This window comes from Bradyrhizobium sp. 172 (genome assembly GCF_023101065.1).
Lineage (GTDB): Bacteria > Pseudomonadota > Alphaproteobacteria > Rhizobiales > Xanthobacteraceae > Bradyrhizobium > Bradyrhizobium canariense_D.
Window position 1 is genome coordinate 2,861,546 of sequence record NZ_CP064701.1, and the last position, 21,352, is coordinate 2,882,897.

The 21,352-nt window shown below is 64.0% G+C and carries 17 protein-coding genes; 11 read left to right on the top strand and 6 right to left on the bottom strand.

Going from position 1 to position 21,352, the window contains the following annotated elements; genetic code table 11:
• The first annotated feature begins 65 nt into the window (after positions 1-65).
• From IVB07_RS13550 to IVB07_RS13565, 4 genes are read left to right on the top strand one after another with little or no spacing between them, the layout of a single operon-like run.
• Positions 66-848, top strand: a complete 783-nt coding sequence (locus tag IVB07_RS13550) for a hypothetical protein (protein ID WP_018459568.1) — start codon at positions 66-68, stop codon at positions 846-848.
• On the top strand, positions 838-2,487 hold the full coding sequence (locus tag IVB07_RS13555) for a hypothetical protein (RefSeq protein ID WP_247361793.1): 1,650 nt from the start codon (positions 838-840) through the stop codon (positions 2,485-2,487). Before IVB07_RS13550 ends, IVB07_RS13555 begins: the two co-directional genes overlap by 11 nt.
• A gap of 1 nt (position 2,488) precedes the next feature.
• Positions 2,489-3,742, top strand: coding sequence for a hypothetical protein (locus tag IVB07_RS13560; protein ID WP_026233845.1), 1,254 nt, complete (start codon positions 2,489-2,491; stop codon positions 3,740-3,742).
• Positions 3,739-5,238 carry an aspartate aminotransferase family protein gene (locus tag IVB07_RS13565; protein WP_018459571.1) on the top strand — a complete coding sequence of 500 codons (1,500 nt, stop codon included), beginning with the start codon at positions 3,739-3,741 and terminating at the stop codon, positions 5,236-5,238. Before IVB07_RS13560 ends, IVB07_RS13565 begins: the two co-directional genes overlap by 4 nt.
• Positions 5,239-5,342: 104 nt before the next feature.
• Here IVB07_RS13565 and flbT read toward each other — a convergent pair whose 3' ends face one another.
• Positions 5,343-5,783 (bottom strand): flagellar biosynthesis repressor FlbT, encoded by a 441-nt coding sequence (gene flbT / locus IVB07_RS13570; protein ID WP_018459572.1) that lies wholly within the window; start codon positions 5,781-5,783, stop codon positions 5,343-5,345.
• Positions 5,784-6,104: 321 nt separating this feature from the next.
• Here flbT and IVB07_RS13575 point away from each other — a divergent pair, with 321 nt between their 5' ends.
• The 5 genes from IVB07_RS13575 to flaF all read left to right on the top strand — a co-directional run bounded on the left by IVB07_RS13575 (position 6,105) and on the right by flaF (position 16,683).
• Positions 6,105-8,348, top strand: a complete 2,244-nt coding sequence (locus tag IVB07_RS13575; protein WP_247361797.1) for a DUF1522 domain-containing protein — start codon at positions 6,105-6,107, stop codon at positions 8,346-8,348.
• Positions 8,349-8,705: 357 nt separating this feature from the next.
• Positions 8,706-10,949, top strand: coding sequence for a DUF1522 domain-containing protein (locus IVB07_RS13580; RefSeq protein ID WP_247361799.1), 2,244 nt, complete (start codon positions 8,706-8,708; stop codon positions 10,947-10,949).
• Between the two features lie 320 nt (positions 10,950-11,269).
• Positions 11,270-13,513 carry a DUF1522 domain-containing protein gene (locus tag IVB07_RS13585; RefSeq protein WP_018456436.1) on the top strand — a complete coding sequence of 748 codons (2,244 nt, stop codon included), beginning with the start codon at positions 11,270-11,272 and terminating at the stop codon, positions 13,511-13,513.
• Between the two features lie 230 nt (positions 13,514-13,743).
• Positions 13,744-16,029 (top strand): DUF1522 domain-containing protein, encoded by a 2,286-nt coding sequence (locus IVB07_RS13590; RefSeq protein WP_018456435.1) that lies wholly within the window; start codon positions 13,744-13,746, stop codon positions 16,027-16,029.
• A 285-nt stretch (positions 16,030-16,314) separates the two neighbouring features.
• On the top strand, positions 16,315-16,683 hold the full coding sequence (gene flaF, locus IVB07_RS13595) for a flagellar biosynthesis regulator FlaF (RefSeq protein ID WP_007612319.1): 369 nt from the start codon (positions 16,315-16,317) through the stop codon (positions 16,681-16,683).
• 137 nt (positions 16,684-16,820) lie between these two features.
• Here flaF and IVB07_RS13600 read toward each other — a convergent pair whose 3' ends face one another.
• From IVB07_RS13600 to IVB07_RS13615, 4 genes are all read right to left on the bottom strand, one after another.
• Positions 16,821-17,180 carry a hypothetical protein gene (locus IVB07_RS13600; protein WP_026233177.1) on the bottom strand — a complete coding sequence of 120 codons (360 nt, stop codon included), beginning with the start codon at positions 17,178-17,180 and terminating at the stop codon, positions 16,821-16,823.
• A gap of 159 nt (positions 17,181-17,339) precedes the next feature.
• Positions 17,340-17,837, bottom strand: coding sequence for a hypothetical protein (locus IVB07_RS13605; RefSeq protein ID WP_247361803.1), 498 nt, complete (start codon positions 17,835-17,837; stop codon positions 17,340-17,342).
• A gap of 11 nt (positions 17,838-17,848) precedes the next feature.
• Positions 17,849-18,214, bottom strand: coding sequence for a flagellar assembly peptidoglycan hydrolase FlgJ (gene flgJ / locus IVB07_RS13610; RefSeq protein WP_247361805.1), 366 nt, complete (start codon positions 18,212-18,214; stop codon positions 17,849-17,851).
• Positions 18,214-19,338: a flagellar basal body P-ring protein FlgI gene (locus IVB07_RS13615; RefSeq protein ID WP_026233176.1), complete on the bottom strand. Its 1,125-nt coding sequence runs from the start codon at positions 19,336-19,338 to the stop codon at positions 18,214-18,216. The genes flgJ and IVB07_RS13615 overlap by 1 nt, the downstream gene beginning before the upstream one ends.
• A gap of 270 nt (positions 19,339-19,608) precedes the next feature.
• Between IVB07_RS13615 and IVB07_RS13620 the strand changes: the two genes are divergently transcribed.
• Entirely contained in the window at positions 19,609-20,022 is a 414-nt protein-coding gene (locus IVB07_RS13620) for a flagellar assembly protein FliX (protein ID WP_018456429.1), read from the top strand.
• A 5-nt stretch (positions 20,023-20,027) separates the two neighbouring features.
• On the opposite strand, the gene IVB07_RS13625 is transcribed toward IVB07_RS13620, so the two are convergent.
• On the bottom strand, positions 20,028-20,399 hold the full coding sequence (locus IVB07_RS13625; RefSeq protein WP_026233175.1) for a helix-turn-helix domain-containing protein: 372 nt from the start codon (positions 20,397-20,399) through the stop codon (positions 20,028-20,030).
• Between the two features lie 147 nt (positions 20,400-20,546).
• On the opposite strand from IVB07_RS13625, the gene IVB07_RS13630 reads away from it, so the two are divergent.
• Complete coding sequence (locus IVB07_RS13630) at positions 20,547-21,158, top strand: NAD(P)-dependent oxidoreductase (RefSeq protein ID WP_018456427.1); 612 nt, start codon at positions 20,547-20,549, stop codon at positions 21,156-21,158.
• Positions 21,159-21,352: the final 194 nt, after the last annotated feature.

Here is a 21,352-nt window from a genome sequence, read left to right on the forward strand (position 1 = left end):
GTTAAGGCGCCGTTAACCATGCCTCTTTACCTCTTGGTGAGGATTGCAGCGGGGCGGAGCTGACGATGTCGGAGAAGATGAAACTGGTGGTGGCCACGCCATGTTTCGGTGGGCAGGTGACGAGCATCTATGCGAGCTCGATCTTCGCGCTTCAGCGCGCCGTGCACGGCATGGCCAATCTCGAGCTCAAGGTGCTGCTGCGCGACGGCGATGCGCTGATCACGCGCGCGCGGGCCAATCTGGCCGCGATGTTCCTGGACGATCCCGAAGCGACGCACTTCCTCTTCATCGATGCCGACATCGGCTTCAAGCCGGAGCAGGTGTTCCGGCTGATCGAGTGCGGCGCGGACGTCGTCGCCGGCTGCTATCCAATCAAGCGGATCAACTGGGACAAGGCCGCGCGGGCGATCCAGTCCGGCCGCGCCGACGTGCCGGCCGCATCGCTCGACTACGTGCTCGAGATCGAGGACCCCGACCGCATCGTGGTGGTGGACGGCTTCACCCGCGTGCGCTACGCCGGCACCGGCTTCCTGATGATCCGGCGCTCCGTGCTGGAGGCGATGTGCCGCCATCCGGACTACGCCGCCCTGCAATTCTTCCGCGAGCATTCGCACGATACGCTGGCGGCGAGCCAGAACCGGTTTGCCCTGTTCGAATGCATGATCGATCCGGCGACCGGCACCTATCTGTCCGAGGACTTCGCCTTCTGCAAGCGCTGGACCGACATCGGCGGCGAGATCTGGGCCGACATCGAGAGCTCGCTCGATCACGTCGGACCGTCGGTGTTCCACGGCGACATCACCTCGCAATTCGCACCGGCGCCGGCGGCGGCGGCCGATGCGGCGTGAGCCTTTCGGGATGAGCGCCGGCGCATCCCGTTTGTCAGCCAGCGAGCGCGCGTCCGACGGCGGCTCGCGCTATCGCCTGCGCGATCTCTTCACACCACTGGATACGCTGCTTGCCTCCGGCGGAGATCCGCGGCTGGCGCTCGATCCGAACGACCGTGTCAACGCCTATGGCTGCGCGGCTTCGCCGGAGCCGGAGCTCTGGAATTTCGCCTCCGCGACCGCGTCGACGATCTCGCAGATGGCCTACGACCGCGCCGCGCTGGCGCGCGAAGAGCTGATGCACAAGTGCCTGTTCGACGAGGTCGAAATCGCCTTCGACGCCCGCTGCGAGGACATGCGCGAGGAGCTGCGCGGCCACCTTGCGCTCTCGTCGCGGATCGACGTCGTGTTCTCGCCGTCCGGCACGGACTCCCAGCTTCACGCCCTGTTCGTAGCGCGCGCGGTGCTCGGCGCGGCGCCGGTGACGATCGTGGTCGGCGCCGACCAGACCGGAAGCGGGACGCCGCATACTGCACGCGGCCACCATTTCAGCACGATGACGGCAGGCGGCATGGCCGTGCGCAAGGACGGCGCGGTGACGGGGCTCGCCGGCGACAGCATTGCGGTGCCGCTGATCGACATGGCGGCCGGCATTGCGATGCGCACCGATGCCGATGCCGCGGTGCTGCATGCGGTCGAGACCAGCCTCGCGCAAGGCCGGCGCGTTTTGTTGCAGATCATGGATTCGTCAAAACTCGGTTGGCGTGCCCCAAGCGAGGCGTGTCTCGACGAGATCGCGCGGCGCTGGCCGCGCAAGGTTCAAATTGTCGTCGATGCCTGTCAGGCGCGGCTCGGTCGCCGGCGGCTGCGCGCCTATCTCGACCGTGGTTACATGGTGCTGATCACCGGCTCGAAATTTTTCGGCGGACCGGCCTTCAGCGGTGCGCTGCTGTTGCCGAAAGGCCTGTCGCGGTCGATCGGCCGGATGAGCCGGATCGCGCCTGGCATCTTCGACTATGCCGGTCGCTGCGACTGGCCGGTGGCGTGGACGATGCTGCGCTCGCGCTTTGAGCGCCGGCCGAATTTCGGTCAATGGCTGCGCTGGGAGGCCGCGCTCGCCGAGATCGGCAGCTACTACGCCGTGCCCGGGGCCTTCCGCGCCAGGATGCTGGCCGAGCTCGCAGCCGGCATCGACAGCATGATCGCGTTGTCGCCGTCGCTTCGTGCCATTCCAACCGCGATCGACAAGTCCAGAGCAGACGACGGGGAATTCGTGCAAGCCACGATCTTTCCGTTCACGCTGCTGCGCGGCGGCAAGCCGGTCTCGCTCGCCGAGACCAGCGCCGTGCATCGGGCGCTGGCGTGCGACATGGCCGAGGAGATCAGCGGCAGCGCGGCGGACCGGCAAGTGGCCGCCCAGCGCTGTCTCGTCGGCCAGCCGGTCCGACTGGAGCGGCAGGACGGTGCGCCGCAGGCCGTGTTGCGCCTCTGCGTCGGCGCACGATTGGTGACCGAGGCATGGTCGCCGGATACAATGCAGGCGCAACGCAATGTGCAGCACGTTCTTGATCGCATCGCCCATGTGCTGGTGAAGATCGAGCTGCTGCTTGACCGTGGCGCGGTTGCGGCCGTGCCGACAAAGTCCGCGTTCGAGGTGTGAGATGCAACATCCAGTTTCCGCGCCGAGCGGCGTGACCGCGCCGACCTATGCCGACCGCATCGGCTTTGCGCAGTTGACGCGCCGCGCCTTCGAGGGAGGTGACCTGCATCCGTTGCGCGAGCGGCTGCTGGCGCGGATCGAGGAGGGAACGGCGGAGGCCGGCGAAGGCCTCGATCTCTCGCTGATTGCCCAGCTTCTCGGCGAGAAGGAGGCTGGGCTGGTGATCCAGACCGAGGTGCTCTCCTTCCACCAATTGTTTCGTACGCCTTGCGCGGCTCCAAAACCCCGCCTGCGCGTGCTCGCGCTCGCCGCCGATATCGACATGGGCGGCAACACGCCGATCGACTTCCTGCTTGAAGATTCCGACATCGAGCTGTTGACGCTCTACGTTGTCAAGGGCATCGGCCTGCCGGAGACTCTGCCCGAGCACGACGTCGCCATCGTGATCGCATCCGATTCCGAGGAGTGCCGGGAGGCGCTCGCGCTGATCGAGAAGGCCGCGCCGCACTGGCCGAAGCCGCTGCTCAATCGTCCCGATCTCATTGGCAATCTCGATCGCGACAAGCTGTATCGTCTGCTGACGGGCGTGCCAGGCCTCGACATTCCCGTGACCGCCCCAACGACGCGTGCGCAATTGTCGGAGCTTTCGCAAGGCAGGATCGTTTGCGAGGAGATCACGGGCGAACTGCGCTTTCCAATGATCGTGCGGCCGCGCGGTACGCATGCCGGCGTCGGTCTCGCGAAACTCGACGATGCTGGAGCGCTCGCGGCCTATCTCGCGGAGCGACAAGAGCAGGACTTCTTCGTCGCACGTTTCGTCGACTATGCGAGTCCGGACGGGCTCTACCGCAAATATCGTCTCGCGATGGTCGACGGCGAACCTTATGCCTGCCACATGGCAATCGCCGATCGCTGGGACATCTGGTATCTCAACGCCTTCATGGCGTTCAGCGAGGAGAAGCGGGCCGAGGAAGCCGTCTTCATGCTCAACTTCGACCATGCGTTCGCGGCGCGCCACAAAATCGCGCTGGACGAGATGAGCAGGCGCGTCGGCCTCGACTACTTCATCGTCGATTGCGCCGAGAACCAGAACCGCGAGCTGCTGGTCTTCGAAGCCGACAATACCGCCGTCGTGCACAACATGGATCCGCCGGCCGTGTTTCCGTACAAGTCGCCGCAGATGCGCAAGATCTTTGCGGCATTCACGGCGATGCTGTCGCGGCATGCACAGGCCAGAGAAGAGAGTGCGGCATGAACGAGCTCATCCGCAACACGCAAAGCTCCGTCACGCACACCTCGCTCGATCCGCAGGACTGGAGCGATTTCCGCGCGCTCGCCCATCGCATGCTGGACGAGACGATCGACGGCATCGCCAATATTCGCGCGCGCCCGGTGTGGCAGCCGATCCCCGACGAGGTCCGTGCGGCATTCAGGACGGACGTGCCGCGCGATGCCAGCGATCTCGCCGATGTCTACCGCGAATTCGCCGAGCATGTCGCGCCTTATGCGACCGGCAATGTTCATCCGGGTTTCATGGGCTGGGTGCATGGCGGCGGCACGGCCGTCGGCATGATCGCCGAGATGCTCGCCGCGGGCCTCAACGCCAATCTCGGCGGGCGCGACCACATGCCGATCGAGGTCGAGCGCCAGATCGTCGACTGGATGCGCCGCCTGTTCGCGTTTCCCGAGAGCGCGAGCGGCATCTTCGTCACGGGCACGTCGATGGCCAATCTGATGGCGGTGCTGGTCGCGCGCACCGCTGCGCTCGGCGCGCTGGCGCGGCAGTACGGCATCGGCAACGATGGCGCGCTGCTTACGGCTTATACTTCGCGGGCCGCGCATGGCTGCATATCGCGGGCGATGGATATCGCGGGATTTGGGAGCGACGCCCTTCGCAAGATCGGGGTCGACGCGGATCATCGCATCGACGTTGCCGCGCTCCGTGCGCAGATCGCTACCGATCGCGAGGTCGGCTTCAAACCGTTCCTCGTCGTCGCCTCCGCCGGCTCGGTCGATGTCGGCGCGATCGACGACCTCAAGGCCGTCGCCGCGCTGTGCCGCGAGGAGGGACTTTGGTTTCACGTCGACGGGGCGTTCGGTGCGCTCGCAATTCTTTCGCCCGAGCTCGCACCGCTGCTCGGCGGCATCGAGCTTGCCGATTCCATTGCGCTCGACTTCCACAAATGGGGCCAGGTGCCCTACGACGCGGGCTTCCTGCTGGTGCGTGACGGGGAGCAGCACCGGCGGGCCTTTGCCCAGCCGGCGGCTTATCTGAGCCGCGAGGCGAGGGGGCTTGCGGCCGGCGCGGTCTGGCCGTGCGATCTCGGCCCCGATCTGTCACGCGGCTTCCGCGCGCTGAAGTCCTGGTTCACGCTCAAGACGTTCGGTACCGACAGGCTGGGCGCGGTCATCGCGCGCAGCTGCGCGCTGGCGAAATATCTGGAGACGCGTGTTCTCGCCGAGCCGCGGCTGGAACTGCTCGCACCGGTCAATCTCAATATCGTCTGCTTCCGTTACCGCGCCGCAGAAGAGGTCAATCGCGAGATCGTCGCCGACATCCAGGAGTCCGGCATCGCAGCGCCGTCGAGCACGACGCTGGACGGCAAGTTCGCGATCCGCGCCGCGATCGTCAATCACCGCACCGACGAGACTGACATCGATGCACTGGTCGCGGCCGTGCTGGAGTTCGGCGGTCGGCGCAGCCGCGACGCTGTGATCGAGGTCGAGGCGCCGCCGCTCGCGGCACAGTAGCTCGATGCATGTCTGAAACGACAACGGCCCCCGGAGACGATCCGGGGCCGTTGTCGTTCGGCGTCCTGGTCGTTCGCGCCGGCGTGGCTGCGCGAACGCGTGGATCAGGCGGCGGTGCTGACCTCGGCCTGGATTGCTTCCGTCTTGGGATGGGTGGCCTCGAACTGGCCACGCAGCTTCGCTTCATAGGCGATCAGCTTGCGGGCGTCCTTGAGTGCCCGGTAGAGGTCGCCGTTGAGGATGTTATTGTTGATGCCTTCGATGATCGGCCAGGAGCTTGGCACCGCGGTGACGATGTCGCGCACCAGGTTGAAGTAGGTACCGTGCTGGGTCTGCGGATCCGGCGAGATGTACATGAGCTGGACCGCCAGATAGACGAGCTTGGCGGGCGTTTCGGCGGTCTCCGGCGTGAGGATGTCGCGCTCGCGCAGGATCGGCACGTTGTCGCCGTCGATCAGAAGGCGGGCGCGCTGGTCGGTGTTGGTTATCACGCAGTTGCCGACGATGATGCGTTCGTGCGGTCTGAGCTCGACCTTGAGGGCCATGCCTGTTCTCCATCAACGCTTTCGTAACCGAGCGTGTGTTGCGGCGGGTCAGGGCGCAATACTCCATCAAGACTAGTTAACGAGTTGTAAATCCCGGCCATTGCGGCGGAAAAGATCAATCATATCAACGCCGAAATTAACAGGCGGAGCGGCGTCACGGGCCTGCTTATCGGCCGAATCGCGCGCCGACTCAGCAAAAGTGCCGATTTCATTTCATGTTTCGTTAGAGGACTCCGCCCCACGGTCCGCCGGTCGCTGGGTCAATCTCGATCCAAGCAGACGCGTAACAGTAGCGTCGTTTACCAGAAAGGTAACAGAGTCATGTCCGGTATCGTCCTCTCCTCATCGGTTCGTCAGAACCTGCTCTCCCTCCAGTCCACCGCTGATCTCCTCGCCACCACGCAGAACCGTCTGTCGACCGGCAAGAGCGTCAACTCGGCCCTGGACAATCCGACCAACTTCTTCACCGCACAGTCGCTCGACAACCGCGCCAGCGACATCAACAACCTGCTCGATGGCATTGCCAACGGCGTGCAGGTGCTGCAGGCCGCCAACACCGGCATCACCTCGCTGCAGAAGCTGATCGACAGCGCGAAGTCGATCGCCAACCAAGCGCTGCAGACCACCGTCGGTTATTCCTCCAAGTCCAACGTCTCGACCACGATCTCGGGCGCGACGGCTTCGGACCTGCGTGGTACCACCAGCTTCACGAGCGCGAGCGCGCTGAGCAGCGTATTGTACGACGGTACAGCTGGCGGTACGCACGCTGCTGGTTCGGGCATCACGCTGGGCGGCGTTGTCGGCACCGATACTGGCACCGTCATCAATGCGGCGACGACTGCTGCCAAGCTTCTGAACGGTGCGGCTGCTGGCGATGCCAACGCTGGCGTTGCGGCAGGTGACACGCTCACCGTCAACGGCAAGACCGTCACGTTTGTTGCCGGCGACCAGCCGGCCACGGTGCCGGCGGGTCTCACTCAGGTTGCCGCCTCTGCCGGCGTCACGACCGGCAACGTCTACACGGATGCCAGCGGCAATGTGTCGGTCTATCTCGGCTCCACCACGAAGGCCTCGATCGGCGACGTGTTGACGGCCGTCGATCTGGCGAGCGGGGTGCAGAGCAACGTTGCCGGCACTTTGACGCTCAACGCAGGCCAGACCGCATCATCCGTGAACGGCAGCGGTGCGCTTCTCTTGAAGAGCACGACAGGTTCTGATCTGAGCGTGACCGGCAAGGCCGACATTCTGAAGGCCCTTGGCCTGACCTCGGCGACCGGCGCAGGCAACGTCACGGCCACGGCGACCCGCACTACGAGCTCGGCGACCTTGTCGTCATTCGTTTCGTCGGGTTCGACCCTGAACGTCGATGGCCATGTCATCACGTTCAAGGATGCGCCGACGCCGGCTGCGGCTTCGCTTCCCTCGACGCAGGGCGTGTCCGGCAACGTCGTCACCGACGGCAGCGGCAACTCGACGGTCTATCTGCAGAGTGCGACGATTGCCGACGTGCTGAAGGCTGTCGACTTTGCCACGGGCGTGCAGACCTTCACGCTGAACGGCAGTGGCGGTGGTGCGCTTGCAACGGCAACGGGCCAGACCAACTCGTCGATCAACGCCTCCGGCCAGCTCAAGATCTCGACCGGCGTCAACGCCGACCTGTCGATCACCGGCACCGGCAATGCACTGCAGTCCCTGGGCCTCGCCGGCAACACCGGCACGTCCTCGGCGTTCACGGCGGCCCGTACTTCCGGCACCGGCGGCATCAACGGCAAGACCCTGACCTTCAGCTCGTTCAACGGCGGCACGGCGGTCAATGTCACCTTCGGCGACGGCACCAACGGCACGGTCAAGACGCTCGATCAGCTCAACACGCAGCTCCAGGCCAACAACCTGTCTGCGACGATCGACGCCAACGGCCTGCTCACGATCACGGCGACCAACGACTATGCGTCCTCGACGCTTGGGTCGTCGGCTGCCGGTGGTGCAATCGGCGGAACGCTGACCACTGCGTTGACGTTCTCGACGGCCTCCGCGCCTACGGCAGACCCGGTTGCCCAGACCGCCCGTTCGAACCTGGTCAACCAGTACAACAACATCCTGAACCAGATCGACACGACCTCGCAGGACTCCTCGTTCAACGGCGTCAACCTGCTCAACGGCGACCAGCTCAAGCTGGTGTTCGACGAGACCGGCAAGTCGAGCCTCAACATCACCGGCGTGACCTACAACTCCAAGGGTCTCGGCCTCGCGGCGTTGACCAGCGGCGTCGACTTCATCGACAACTCCGCGACCAACAAGGTGCTATCGAACCTGAACGCGGCGTCGAGCACGCTGCGCTCGGAAGCCTCCGCTCTGGGTTCGAACCTCTCGGTGGTGCAGGTTCGTCAGGACTTCAACAAGAGCCTGATCAACGTGCTGCAGACCGGCTCGTCCAACCTGACCTTGGCCGACACCAACGTCGAAGCGGCCAACAGCCAGGCGCTGTCGACCCGCCAGTCGATCGCGGTCTCCGCGCTGTCGCTGGCCAACCAGTCGCAGCAGAGCGTGCTGCAGCTGCTCCGCTAATAAGCGGACAACATCGCAAGCAGAACAGGGCGGCGGGGCTTCGGCTCCGCCGCTTTCTTTTTTGCCGCGATGAAGACGTCGTGCAGTGAGACGTAGGCGATGCATTCGAATGCAGCCAATTGCTCACTCTGAGTTATGGTTGACAAGTAGCAAACACGCCGGCGCTGCACGAAAAAGCATCATTCTATCATGACGATACACGATGGCGTGATCCGGCTTTGATCGCGCATATGGTGAATCTGCACAAGGAGTGCCGCGACACGCTTCATGCTTTGTTAGCCCCAAACGTTCACCGTTCCGGCATCGATTAATCCTAATCGAAGTTTGTTGCGTTGCGTACCAGAAGGGTAACACTCAATGTCCGGTATCGTTCTCTCCTCATCGGTTCGTCAGAACCTGCTCTCCCTCCAGTCCACCGCTGATCTTCTCGCCACCACGCAGAGCCGTCTGTCGACCGGCAAGAGCGTCAACTCGGCCCTGGACAATCCGACCAACTTCTTCACCGCACAGTCGCTCGACAACCGCGCCAGCGACATCAACAACCTGCTCGATGGCATTGCCAACGGCGTGCAGGTGCTGCAGGCCGCCAACACCGGCATCACCTCGCTGCAGAAGCTGATCGACAGCGCGAAGTCGATCGCCAACCAAGCGCTGCAGACCACCGTCGGTTATTCCTCCAAGTCCAACGTCTCGACCACGATCTCGGGCGCGACGGCTTCGGACCTGCGTGGTACCACCAGCTTCACGAGCGCGAGCGCGCTGAGCAGCGTATTGTACGACGGTACAGCTGGCGGTACGCACGCTGCTGGTTCGGGCATCACGCTGGGCGGCGTTGTCGGCACCGATACTGGCACCGTCATCAATGCGGCGACGACTGCTGCCAAGCTTCTGAACGGTGCGGCTGCTGGCGATGCCAACGCTGGCGTTGCGGCAGGTGACACGCTCACCGTCAACGGCAAGACCGTCACGTTTGTTGCCGGCGACCAGCCGGCCACGGTGCCGGCGGGTCTCACTCAGGTTGCCGCCTCTGCCGGCGTCACGACCGGCAACGTCTACACGGATGCCAGCGGCAATGTGTCGGTCTATCTCGGCTCCACCACGAAGGCCTCGATCGGCGACGTGTTGACGGCCGTCGATCTGGCGAGCGGGGTGCAGAGCAACGTTGCCGGCACTTTGACGCTCAACGCAGGCCAGACCGCATCATCCGTGAACGGCAGCGGTGCGCTTCTCTTGAAGAGCACGACAGGTTCTGATCTGAGCGTGACCGGCAAGGCCGACATTCTGAAGGCCCTTGGCCTGACCTCGGCGACCGGCGCAGGCAACGTCACGGCCACGGCGACCCGCACTACGAGCTCGGCGACCTTGTCGTCATTCGTTTCGTCGGGTTCGACCCTGAACGTCGATGGCCATGTCATCACGTTCAAGGATGCGCCGACGCCGGCTGCGGCTTCGCTTCCCTCGACGCAGGGCGTGTCCGGCAACGTCGTCACCGACGGCAGCGGCAACTCGACGGTCTATCTGCAGAGTGCGACGATTGCCGACGTGCTGAAGGCTGTCGACTTTGCCACGGGCGTGCAGACCTTCACGCTGAACGGCAGTGGCGGTGGTGCGCTTGCAACGGCAACGGGCCAGACCAACTCGTCGATCAACGCCTCCGGCCAGCTCAAGATCTCGACCGGCGTCAACGCCGACCTGTCGATCACCGGCACCGGCAATGCACTGCAGTCCCTGGGCCTCGCCGGCAACACCGGCACGTCCTCGGCGTTCACGGCGGCCCGTACTTCCGGCACCGGCGGCATCAACGGCAAGACCCTGACCTTCAGCTCGTTCAACGGCGGCACGGCGGTCAATGTCACCTTCGGCGACGGCACCAACGGCACGGTCAAGACGCTCGATCAGCTCAACACGCAGCTCCAGGCCAACAACCTGTCTGCGACGATCGACGCCAACGGCCTGCTCACGATCACGGCGACCAACGACTATGCGTCCTCGACGCTTGGGTCGTCGGCTGCCGGTGGTGCAATCGGCGGAACGCTGACCACTGCGTTGACGTTCTCGACCGCTTCCGCGCCTACGGCAGACGCGGTTGCCCAGACCGCCCGTTCGAACCTGGTCAACCAGTACAACAACATCCTGAACCAGATCGACTCGACCTCGCAGGACTCCTCGTTCAACGGCGTCAACCTGCTCAACGGCGACCAGCTCAAGCTGGTGTTCGACGAGACCGGCAAGTCGAGCCTCAACATCACCGGCGTGACCTACAACTCCAAGGGTCTCGGCCTCGCGGCGTTGACCAGCGGCGTCGACTTCATCGACAACTCCGCGACCAACAAGGTGCTGACCAATTTGAACTCGGCGTCCAGCACGCTGCGCTCGGAGGCCTCGGCGCTCGGTTCGAACCTGACCATCGTGCAGGTGCGTCAGGACTTCAACAAGAACCTGATCAACGTGCTGCAGACCGGCTCGTCCAACCTGACCTTGGCCGACACCAACGTCGAAGCGGCCAACAGCCAGGCGCTGTCGACCCGCCAGTCGATTGCGGTCTCCGCGCTGTCGCTGGCCAACCAGTCGCAGCAGAGCGTGCTGCAGCTGCTCCGCTAATAAGCGGACAACATCGCAAGCAGAACAGGGCGGCGGGGCTTCGGCTCCGCCGCTTTCTTTTTTGCGAGCGTTCTAGGGGCCCTGATGAAGTTCCGAAAAGTAACCCGCGGTTATGGTTAATGGAGCGTAAGCACGAAAAATCGCCAGTAGATTCAGTCGGATTTCAGGGCGCGCCAACGCCTCCATTCGGTTTATGGTGAGCCTGCGCTTATGCAGACCACACCCGTTTCACCCTTTGTTAGCCATGTCCGCGCAGGCTGTGCGCGTCACTCGATCCGAAGCGATCGAACGAAGACGCGTAAACCAGAAGGGTAAGAGTTATGTCCGGTATTGTTCTCTCTGCGTCGGTTCGCCAGAACCTGCTGTCTCTCCAGTCCACCGCCGACCTCCTCGCCACCACACAGAACCGTCTGTCGACCGGCAAGAGCGTCAACTCGGCCCTGGACAATCCCACCAACTTCTTCACCGCGCAGTCGCTCGACAACCGCGCCAGCGACATCAACAATCTGCTCGACGGTATCGCGAACGGCGTGCAGGTGCTGCAGGCTGCCAACACCGGCCTGACCTCGCTGCAGAAGCTGATCGACAGCGCCAAGTCGATCGCCAACCAGGCGCTGCAGACCACCGTCGGCTATTCCTCCAAGTCGAGCGTCTCGACCACGATCGCCGGCGCGACGTCATCTGATCTGCGCGGCACCACGAGCTTCGCCAGCGCAGTCGCGAACAGCAACGTGCTGTACAGCGGTGCTGCGGGTGGTGTGACCGCCGCGACGTCCGGCGCCACGCTGGGCGGCATTCCAGGGACCGATACCGGAACGGTCATCAACGCTGCGACGACTGCTGCCAAGCTTTTGAATGGCGCGGCCGCGGGCGATGCCAACGCTGGCGTTGCGGCAGGTGACACGCTCACCGTCAATGGCAAGACCGTCACATTCGTTGCGGGCGATCAGCCTACAACGGTGCCTACCGGTCTCACTCAGGTTGCCGCCTCTGCCGGCGTCACGACCGGCAACGTCTACACAGATGCCAGCGGCAACGTGTCGATCTATCTCGGCTCCACGACGAAGGCCTCGATCGGCGACGTGCTGACGGCGGTCGATTTGGCGAGCGGCGTGCAGAGCAACGTTGCCGGTACCCTCACCGGCAATGCGGGCCAGACTCCCTCGTCGGTCAACGGCAGCGGCGCGCTCGTGTTGAAGAGCACGACTGGTTCCGACCTGACCCTGACCGGAAAGGCCGACATCCTGAAGGCTCTTGGCCTGACCTCCGCCACCGGTGCCGGCAGCGTCACGACCACGGCTTCCCGCACCACGAGCTCGACGACGGTGTCCTCGCTCGTCTCGTCGGGTTCGACGCTGAACGTCGATGGCCATGTCATCACCTTCAAGGACGCGCCGACACCGTCCGCTGCTTCGCTGGCCGCCACCCAGGGCGTGTCCGGCAACGTTGTCACCGACGGCAATGGCAACTCGACCGTCTATCTGCAGAGCGGTACGATTGCCGACGTGCTGAAGGCCATCGACTTCGCCACGGGCGTGCAGACCTTCACGCTCAACGGCAGCGGTAGCGGCACGCTCGCGACGGCCGCCGGCCAGACGGCTTCGTCGATCAACACCTCCGGCCAGCTCAAGATCTCGACTGGCGTCAATGCCGACCTCTCGATCACCGGTACCGGCAATGCCCTGTCGGTGTTTGGTCTGGCCGGCAACACCGGAACGGCCTCGGCGTTCACCGCGGCCCGCACCTCCGGAATCGGCGGCCTCGCTGGCAAAACCCTGACCTTCACTGCCTTCAACGGCGGCACGGCGGTCAACGTCACCTTCGGCGACGGCACCAACGGCACGGTCAAGACACTCGATCAGCTCAACTCGCAGCTCCAAGCCAATAACCTGGCTGCGACCATCGACGCCAACGGTCAGCTTACCATCACCGCGTCCAACGACTACGCGTCTTCGACGATTGGCTCGACGGCAGCTGGCGGTGCGATCGGCGGAACGTTGACGACCGCGCTGACCTTCACGACGGCCTCCACTCCGGTGCAGGACGTCGTGGCCCAGTCGACCCGCGCTAACCTGGTCTCGCAGTACAACAACATCCTGAACCAGATCGACACCACCTCGGTCGACTCCTCGTTCAACGGTGTCAACCTGCTCAACGGCGACCAGCTCAAGCTGGTGTTCGACGAAACCGGCAAGTCGAACCTCAACATCACCGGCGTGACCTACAACTCCAAGGGCCTCGGCCTGGCGTCGCTGACCGTCGGTCTCGACTTCATCGACAACGCCGCGACCAACAGGGTGCTGACCAATCTGAACTCGGCCTCGAGCACGCTGCGTTCGGAAGCCTCGGCGCTCGGTTCGAACCTCTCGGTCGTGCAGATCCGTCAGGACTTCAACAAGAACCTGATCAACGTGCTGCAGACCGGCTCGTCGAACCTGACGCTGGCCGACACCAACGTCGAGGCGGCCAACAGCCAGGCGCTGTCGACCCGCCAGTCGATCGCGGTCTCCGCGCTGTCGCTGGCCAACACCTCGCAGCAGAGCGTGCTCCAGCTGCTCCGCTAATAAGTGGCTGAAATAACAAGAAAAGTTAGAGCGGCGGGGCTTCGGCCCCGCCGTTTTCTTTTTGGCGCGAGGCCCGTGGAAAACCGGGGAGGGGGCGCTAACCGCGCATTAACCCTGTCTCTTAAGTGGCCGTTAACCATACTTTAAAGGACAGGCCCTAAGACTGGACGAAAGCCCGCTTCCAGACCCGCGTGGCCGATTCGTATCCGGTTCAAGAGGAAGACCTGCCAATGTCCAACATCGTTCTCTCGGCGTCCGTTCGCCAGAACCTGTTGTCGCTGCAGTCGACGGCCGACTTGCTGGCCACGACGCAGGAGCGGCTGTCGACCGGCAAGAAGGTCAACACGGCGCTCGACAATCCCACCAACTTCTTCACGGCGCAGGGGTTGGACAACCGGGCGAGCGACATCAGCAACCTGCTCGACGGCATCAACAACGGTGTGCAGGTGCTCCAGGCCGCCAACACCGGCATCACCTCGCTGCAGAAGCTGATCGACAGCGCGAAATCGATCGCCAACCAGGCGCTGCAGACCACGGTCGGCTACTCCACGAAATCGAACGTCTCGACCACCATTCCCGGCGCGTCGCCGGCCGATCTGCGCGGCACGACCTCCTATGCGAGCGCGACCGCCAACAGCAACGTGCTCTATACCGGTGCGCCCGGCGGCGTGACGCCGGTCACGTCGGGCGCCTCGCTCGGCGCGTCGCTCGGATCGACCGCGGGCACCTTGACCGGCGTGGCCGCCAAGGCTGCGGACGGCGCCACCGCACTTGTCGGCACCGACACGCTGATCGGGGCTACCGCCGCGACCACGTTCGCATCGTCGCCGGCAGATGGCGACTCGATCACCGTGAACGGCAAGACGGTCACTTTCCGCACCGGTGCCGCACCTTCGGCGCAGCCGACCGGATGGGGACTCGACCCGAGCGGCCATATCGCCACCGATGGCAGTGGCAATTCGATCGTCTACATGGGGACGACCGGCGCTCCCACGGCTACGGTCAACGACCTCCTCACGGCGGTCGACCTCGCGAGCGGCGTCAAGAGCGCTGCAATCAGCGCAGGAGCGGCCACCATAACCGTGAGCGGTACGACCGTCGGTACGCTCCAGACTGCATCGTCCATTGCAGGCACCGGCGTGGTGACGCTGAAGAGCTCGACCGGCGCGGATCTCGACATTACGGGCAAGGCCGACTTCCTCAAGGCTCTCGGCGTGACCTCGGCGACAGGCGCCGGCAATGCCAGCGTCAGCGCGGACCGGTCCACCACCGCAGGTTCGCTCGGCACCCTCGTTCAGGACGGCTCGACACTCAACATCGACGGCCACACCATTACCTTCAAAAACGCCCAGACGCCGCAATCGGCAACGAGCGTGACCTCCGGTGGCGTCAACGGCAACATCGTTACTGACGGCAACGGCAACTCGACTGTCTATCTCCAGAGCGCGACGCTGACCGACTTGCTCAATTCGATCGACCTCGCCACCGGCGTGAAGACCGCCAGCATCTTCCTTGGTGCCGCGACGCTCTCGACAACCGCAGGCCAGATCCCGTCGTCGGTCAATACCAGCGGCCAGCTGGCGCTTTCGACCGGCGTCAACGCCGACCTTTCGATCACCGGCACCGGCAATGCGCTCGCCGCATTCGGTCTCAGCGGCAACACCGGGACGGCGACGGCCTTCAGCGCGGCGCGCACCTCCGGCGTCGGCGGCGTCAGCGGCAAGACGCTCACCTTCAGCTCGTTCAACGGCGGCACGCCGGTGAACGTCACCTTCGGCGACGGTACCAACGGCACGGTCAAGACGCTGGACCAGCTCAACGTGCAGCTTCAGGCCAACCACCTGACGGCGACGATCGACGCCAACGGCGTACTGACGGTGACCACCGTCAACGAATACGCCTCTTCGACGCTCGGTTCGACGGTCGCGGGCGGCGCGGTCGGTGGTACGCTCACCAGCGTGCTCGCCTTCACCACCGCACAGCCCCCGATCCAGGATCCCGTCGCGCAGACGGCGCGCTCCGGCCTGGTCAGCCAGTTCAACAACATCCTGGCGCAGATCGACACGACGTCGCAGGACTCCTCCTTCAACGGCGTTAACCTGCTGAACGGCGACACGCTGAAGCTGGTCTTCAACGAGACCGGCAGCTCCACGCTCGGCATCAACGGCGTGGTCTTCAACGCAGCGGGTCTCGGCCTCAGCAATCTCGTTCCGGGCACGGACTTCATCGACAACGGCGCCACCAACAAGGTGCTGAGCAGCCTCAATGCGGCCTCGAGCACGCTGCGCTCGGAAGGTTCCGCGCTGGGTTCGAATCTCTCGATCGTGCAGGTGCGCCAGGACTTCTCGAAGAACCTGATCAACGTGCTGCAGACCGGCTCGTCCAACTTGACACTCGCCGACACCAACGAGGAAGCGGCCAACAGCCAGGCGCTGTCGACCCGCCAGTCGATCGCGGTCTCCGCACTGTCGCTGGCCAACCAATCGCAGCAGAGCGTACTCCAGCTGCTCCGCTAATCTCGCAGCGCAAGATACTGAATCGGAATATCGCGGCGGGGCTCATGCTCCGCCGTTTTCATTGAGATCGGTAAGGCAGGATTAGCCGAGATTGATGCGCATCATGGAAGCGTGTTTACAGCATGCATCCGCGCATCTAGCTTCACGACGAAGGACTCCGGGCCCGTATTTATCCGGAGCCCTTCCAAGCACTCACGTAAGCAAATCTTAAGCGGTGCTGCCTAGGGTCGGGAAAGAAATCCTTAAGCGCGTTCAACGGGCTAGGTAACCTCCAGGGTGTGATTGATGTCGAATTCCGCTGCCTCGGCCTACGCGCGTGTTGCAACGACCACCGCATCTCCTCGCGACATCGAAGCGCAGACCCTGCTCAAGGCCGCGAACAAGCTTCAGGATGCGATCAACAGCGCCGAGCCGTTCAGCGAGCAGACCACGCAGGCCCTGATGTTCAATCGCAAGCTCTGGACGATTTTCCTGAGCGAGGCCATGCGCGAGAACAATCCGCAGCCGATCGACGTCCGGCAGAAGATCGCCAACATCAGCGTGTTCGTGCTGAGCCAGACCGCCGCACTGCAGATGAGCCCGCAGTTCGATCACTTCCGTCCGCTGATCGAGATCAACCGCAATATCGCCGCCGGTCTGTCCGGCCGTCCGTGATCGAGCGCGGCTCGTTCCTTCAACACCAAATTATGCTGACGAATACCGACAAGACGCAGATCAGGAACGTCGTCACCGGTCCCGCGACCGGTTCGAGCGATCTCGATGTTGCCGTTGCGACGCTCGACGCCTGATTGTCAGGCGCTGCGGTCCGTGCTGGCCGGACGCGAGGGCTCGGATTTCAAATCCTGCGCATGGAAATAGGCCCGCCGGCGCAGCATTGCTTCGTCGGGGAACTGGTTGACCACCGCGTCGGTCCTGTCGTTGACGACCTGGAAGACGAACGACGCCGCCGCCTGGTCGAACACGACCTGGCGTGAGACGTTCTCGTTGCTTCGCAAATCATTGCGTGGAGGCGCGCTCGCCTCGCCAGCGGCCACTGTCTGGCTCACGGGCAGATCGGTTTGCACGGCCTCGTTCGCCGCCGCATTCGACGTCGTTACGATCTGCACGGCAACCGGTATCCCCACCGGCCTGATGCTGAAATCTGTACTCATGGCAGCCTCCTGGTTGCCTCACGTGAGTCAAATCCCAACCCCTCTCAATACGCAACCATGGAACACCGGGATTGAACATCCGGTAAGGAAACGTGCCTAACCGCGCGACGATGTTGCCGCGCGGTTTTTCGTAAAATTGTCGCTTGTTGTTGCGCGCGCTCAGAGCGAGCGGCTGACCGCGAGCGGCGTGATGTGGCGCGGGCCCGGCGTGGCGCGTCGTCCCGCGGCCGTATAGGTATTCGGCACGTTGCGCTTCTGGATCTCGGCGTTGACGCCGCGCACGACGCTCTCCGAGACGGCGTGAGCGGTTGCGAGCACGGTGAGGTTGACCTGGAGCATCGCGCGGAATGCATCGTGGTGCCGTTGAAGCGTCGAGAGCAGCTCGGGCGCGGATTTGGCGAGCTGGGCCTGGTTCGCCTTCAACTGGGTGACGGCGCCGACATAGTTTCGCGACAGCTCCTGCTTCTTGCTCTCGAGGGTCATCGCCTCGCGGACTTGGCCGGCGCGCACCAGCTCGGTCTCGCGCTCGATCAGACCGAGCAGGGCACTCATCGCATCCATCAACTGCTCGGCGATCTTGCGCGCCTCGGCGCTGCCGGGAGCGGTGTTCGGGCGCTGCGCTTGCACCGGCTGACGCGAGGTGTTGAAGTGGTTCATCTCGTTTGACCTTATGCCGTGCGGATCGTTTTTGCCTGCTGCATGATCAGGGTGCGATAGACGTCGGTGGCGATGCCGACGCCGCCGGCGTTGGCGAAGTTCTTGGAATATTGCTCGGTCAGCATCGAGCGCCACACGCCGGTGCCAGGGGTGTCGCCGAACGGGCCTTCGCCCTTCAGGCCCGAGGTCATCTGCGAGAACATGCTGTTGAGGAACATCGCCTCGAAGTCGGTGGCGATCTTCTGCGCTTTGGCCTGCTGCTTCGGCGAGACCTTTTGTAATGCCGCGGCGAGATCGAAGTCCGGCCGGCCCTTGCGGCTCTCTACCGAGAAGGCGGAGCTGGCGAGCCGTGCGGTGTTGACCATGCCGGTCTGCATCACATCACCTCGATGTCGGCTTCGATCGCACCGGCGGCCTTGATCGCCTGCAGGATGCTGATGAGATCGCGCGGGCCGATGCCGAGACCGTTAAGGCCGTCGACGAGCTGCTGAAGCGAGACGCCGTCCTTGACGACGGCGAACTTCTTGCCGTCCTCGGTGACGCTGACGCTGCTGCGTGGTGCGACCACGGTCCGCCCCCGTGACAGCGGGTTGGGCTGGCTGACCTGCGGGCTCTCGGAGATGGTGACGGTGAGGTTGCCCTGTGCGACCGCAACCGTGGCGACGCGGACGTCGCGACCCATCACGATGATGCCGCTGCGTTCGTCGATGATGATCTTGGCGGCGAGATCCGGATCGACCTGGAGCTGCTCGATCTCGGTGAGAAAGGCGACGACGTTACCCTTGAACTCCGGCGGGATCGCAAGCTGCACGGTCGATGGGTCGATCGGCTCGGCGGTCTTGACGCCGAGATAGTCGTTGATCGCAGCGGCGATCCGCTTGGCCGTGGTGAAGTCGGCATTGCGCAGCGCAAGCCGGACGTTCGGCAGACGATTGAGCGCAAATTCGATCTCGCGCTCGATGATGGCACCGTTGACAATGCGTCCGACGGTCGGCACGCCACGCACGATTTTCGCCGCCTCGCCCTCGGCCTGGAAGCCGGAGATCGCGAGCGAGCCCTGTGCGACCGAATAGACGTTGCCGTCGGCGCCGAGGAGTGGGGTGACGAGCAGGGTGCCGCCCTGGAGATTCTTGGCGTCGCCGAGCGCGGAGACGGTGACGTCCATGCGCGTGCCCTGGGTGGCGAAGGCCGGCAGATTGCCTGTCACCATCACGGCGGCGACGTTGCCGGTGCGGATGGTGGCGCCGCGGATGTTGACGCCCATGCGCTCGAGCATCGCTTGCAGCGACTGCTTGGTGAAGGGGATGTTGTTGAGGGTATCGCCGGTGCCGTTGAGGCCGACGACGAGCCCGTAGCCGATGAGCTGGTTCTGCCGCACGCCTTCGATGTTGGCGAGATCCTTGATGCGCGATGTCGCGCTTGCAGAATTGACCGAGAGCGCCAGCGCTGACAGCGCGGCGCAGGCCACCCCCACAAGTCTCACCCAACGAACGCTTGGCATCCTCTGCTCCCCGAGGCTCCTCAAATCAAAGGACCATCACGACACTCCCATGACGAGCTGGTCCGACGCTGTCCTTGCGAGCACTGTGCCAAGTCGGGGCAGCGGGGGTAGGTCGCTGAATAGGTTGAATAAATCTGTTTCGAGCGACCTCAGCCTGCGTTGTCCCTGAGGAGCGAAACTGCCGCCTGTCGGCAGATTTTGCCGGGCTGTTTACGGGCCGTTAACCATAAAACGGCGAATGTGGCGCATCGATCACCCGGATTGCTTCCGATGCGCATCTACGGACCGAACGGCACCACGCTTGGAACGCCGGCCAGCCAGGCCAGGCGGACGAGCTCCAGCACCTTCGTGCTACCCGACACCTCGTCGGCGCCGGAGACGCGAGGCGCCGCCGCACCGAAGGCGGCCGCCAACATCGACGGGCTGCTGGCGCTGCAAGGCATCGAGGAGGATCCGGTCGAACGTCGCAAGCGCTCGGTCGTGCGCGGAAAGACCGCGCTCGACGTGCTCGACGATCTCAAGATGGGGCTCCTCTCCGGCAAGCTTGATGCCTCGACCGTGATGCGGCTGCGTGACGCTGCGACGAACCTTAAATCGTCCTCCGGCGATTCCGGCCTGGATTCGGTGCTGTCCGAGATCGAGCTGCGCGTCGAGGTCGAGCTCGCCAAGGCCGGGCAGGCGTAGCGTCTTTACGCCGCTTCATCCTTCAACTGCGCGTCATAGCGGCGCTGGGCGGCGAGCACGTCCTTTAGATTCTGTTCGGCCCAATCGCGCAGCGGATCGACGGCGGCGGCGAGCGTCACGCCGAGCTGCGTGATCGAATATTCCACGGTCACCGGCACGGTTGCGATGGCGTGACGCTTGATCAATCCGTCGCGCTCGAGCGACTTGAGAACCTGGCTCAGCATCTTCTGCGAAATGCCTTCGATCGTGCGGCGCAATTGATTGAAGCGCATCGGATCCTCGCGCAGCAGCAGCAGGATCAGCACCGCCCATTTGTCACCGACGCGGTCGAGGATCTGTCGCGTGGGGCAGTTCGCTGCATAGACGTCTGGCTTCATCGTCGGGTCCTCACGATCCATTCGCTCATTGCCGGCCGCCGCCGGTTACTCCTGCGTAATCAGGTAAGCACAAAGTGCTCTCTTAACACCAGCGCTCTTTGCGATATCTAGTCACCGTTGGTTACTACAGAAGCAAAGGAGCCTTCCATGAAAATCGCAGTTGCCGGCGCCTCGGGCCGGGCCGGGTCGGAGATCACCAAGGAACTGTCCCGCCGCGGCCACGCGGTTACGGCGATCGCCCGCAACCCGGAGAAGATCTCGGTCCTGCCGAACGTCACGCCGACCAAGGGGGATGTGCTTGACCAGCCAGCGCTTGCCAAGCTGTGGGCCGGGCACGACGTCGCCGTGAGTTCCGTGCACTTCCTGGCCAGCGACGCGCTCAAGCTGATCGGCGCGGCCAAGGACTCCAAGGTCGGCCGTTACCTCGTCGTCGGCGGGGCCGGCAGTCTGGAGGTCGCTCCGGGCGTCAAGCTGGTGACAACTCCCGGTTTTCCGGCTCAGTACAAGGCTGAGGCGGAGGCGGGTTCAGCCTTTCTCGACCTGCTGCGGCAGGAAAAGGAGCTGAACTGGACCTTCATCTCGCCGTCGGCCCTGTTCATCGAGGGAGAGCGCACCGGCAAATTCCGGCTTGGGACGGATCAGCTTCTCGCAGATGCGAACGGGAAGAGCTGGATCAGCTTCGCGGATTACGCCATCGCGCTCGCCGACGAGATCGAGCGGCCGGCCCATGAGAGGCAGCGTTTCACGGTCGGCTACTAGGCCGTCGGCCGCTCCCGGGCCCTCCAGGATAAACCTTCCTGTGCAAGGGCTTGGGGGCGCCGGTCGGGCGATCAGGGAAACATTGTCTGTCACAGGAGGCCGCTATATAACGCCCCGCTCAGCGGACCCCGTTCCGTGTACGAGTCGTTGCTTAGACAGATAGGCCGCCCTTGGAAAAGTTGAAAAACTACCGA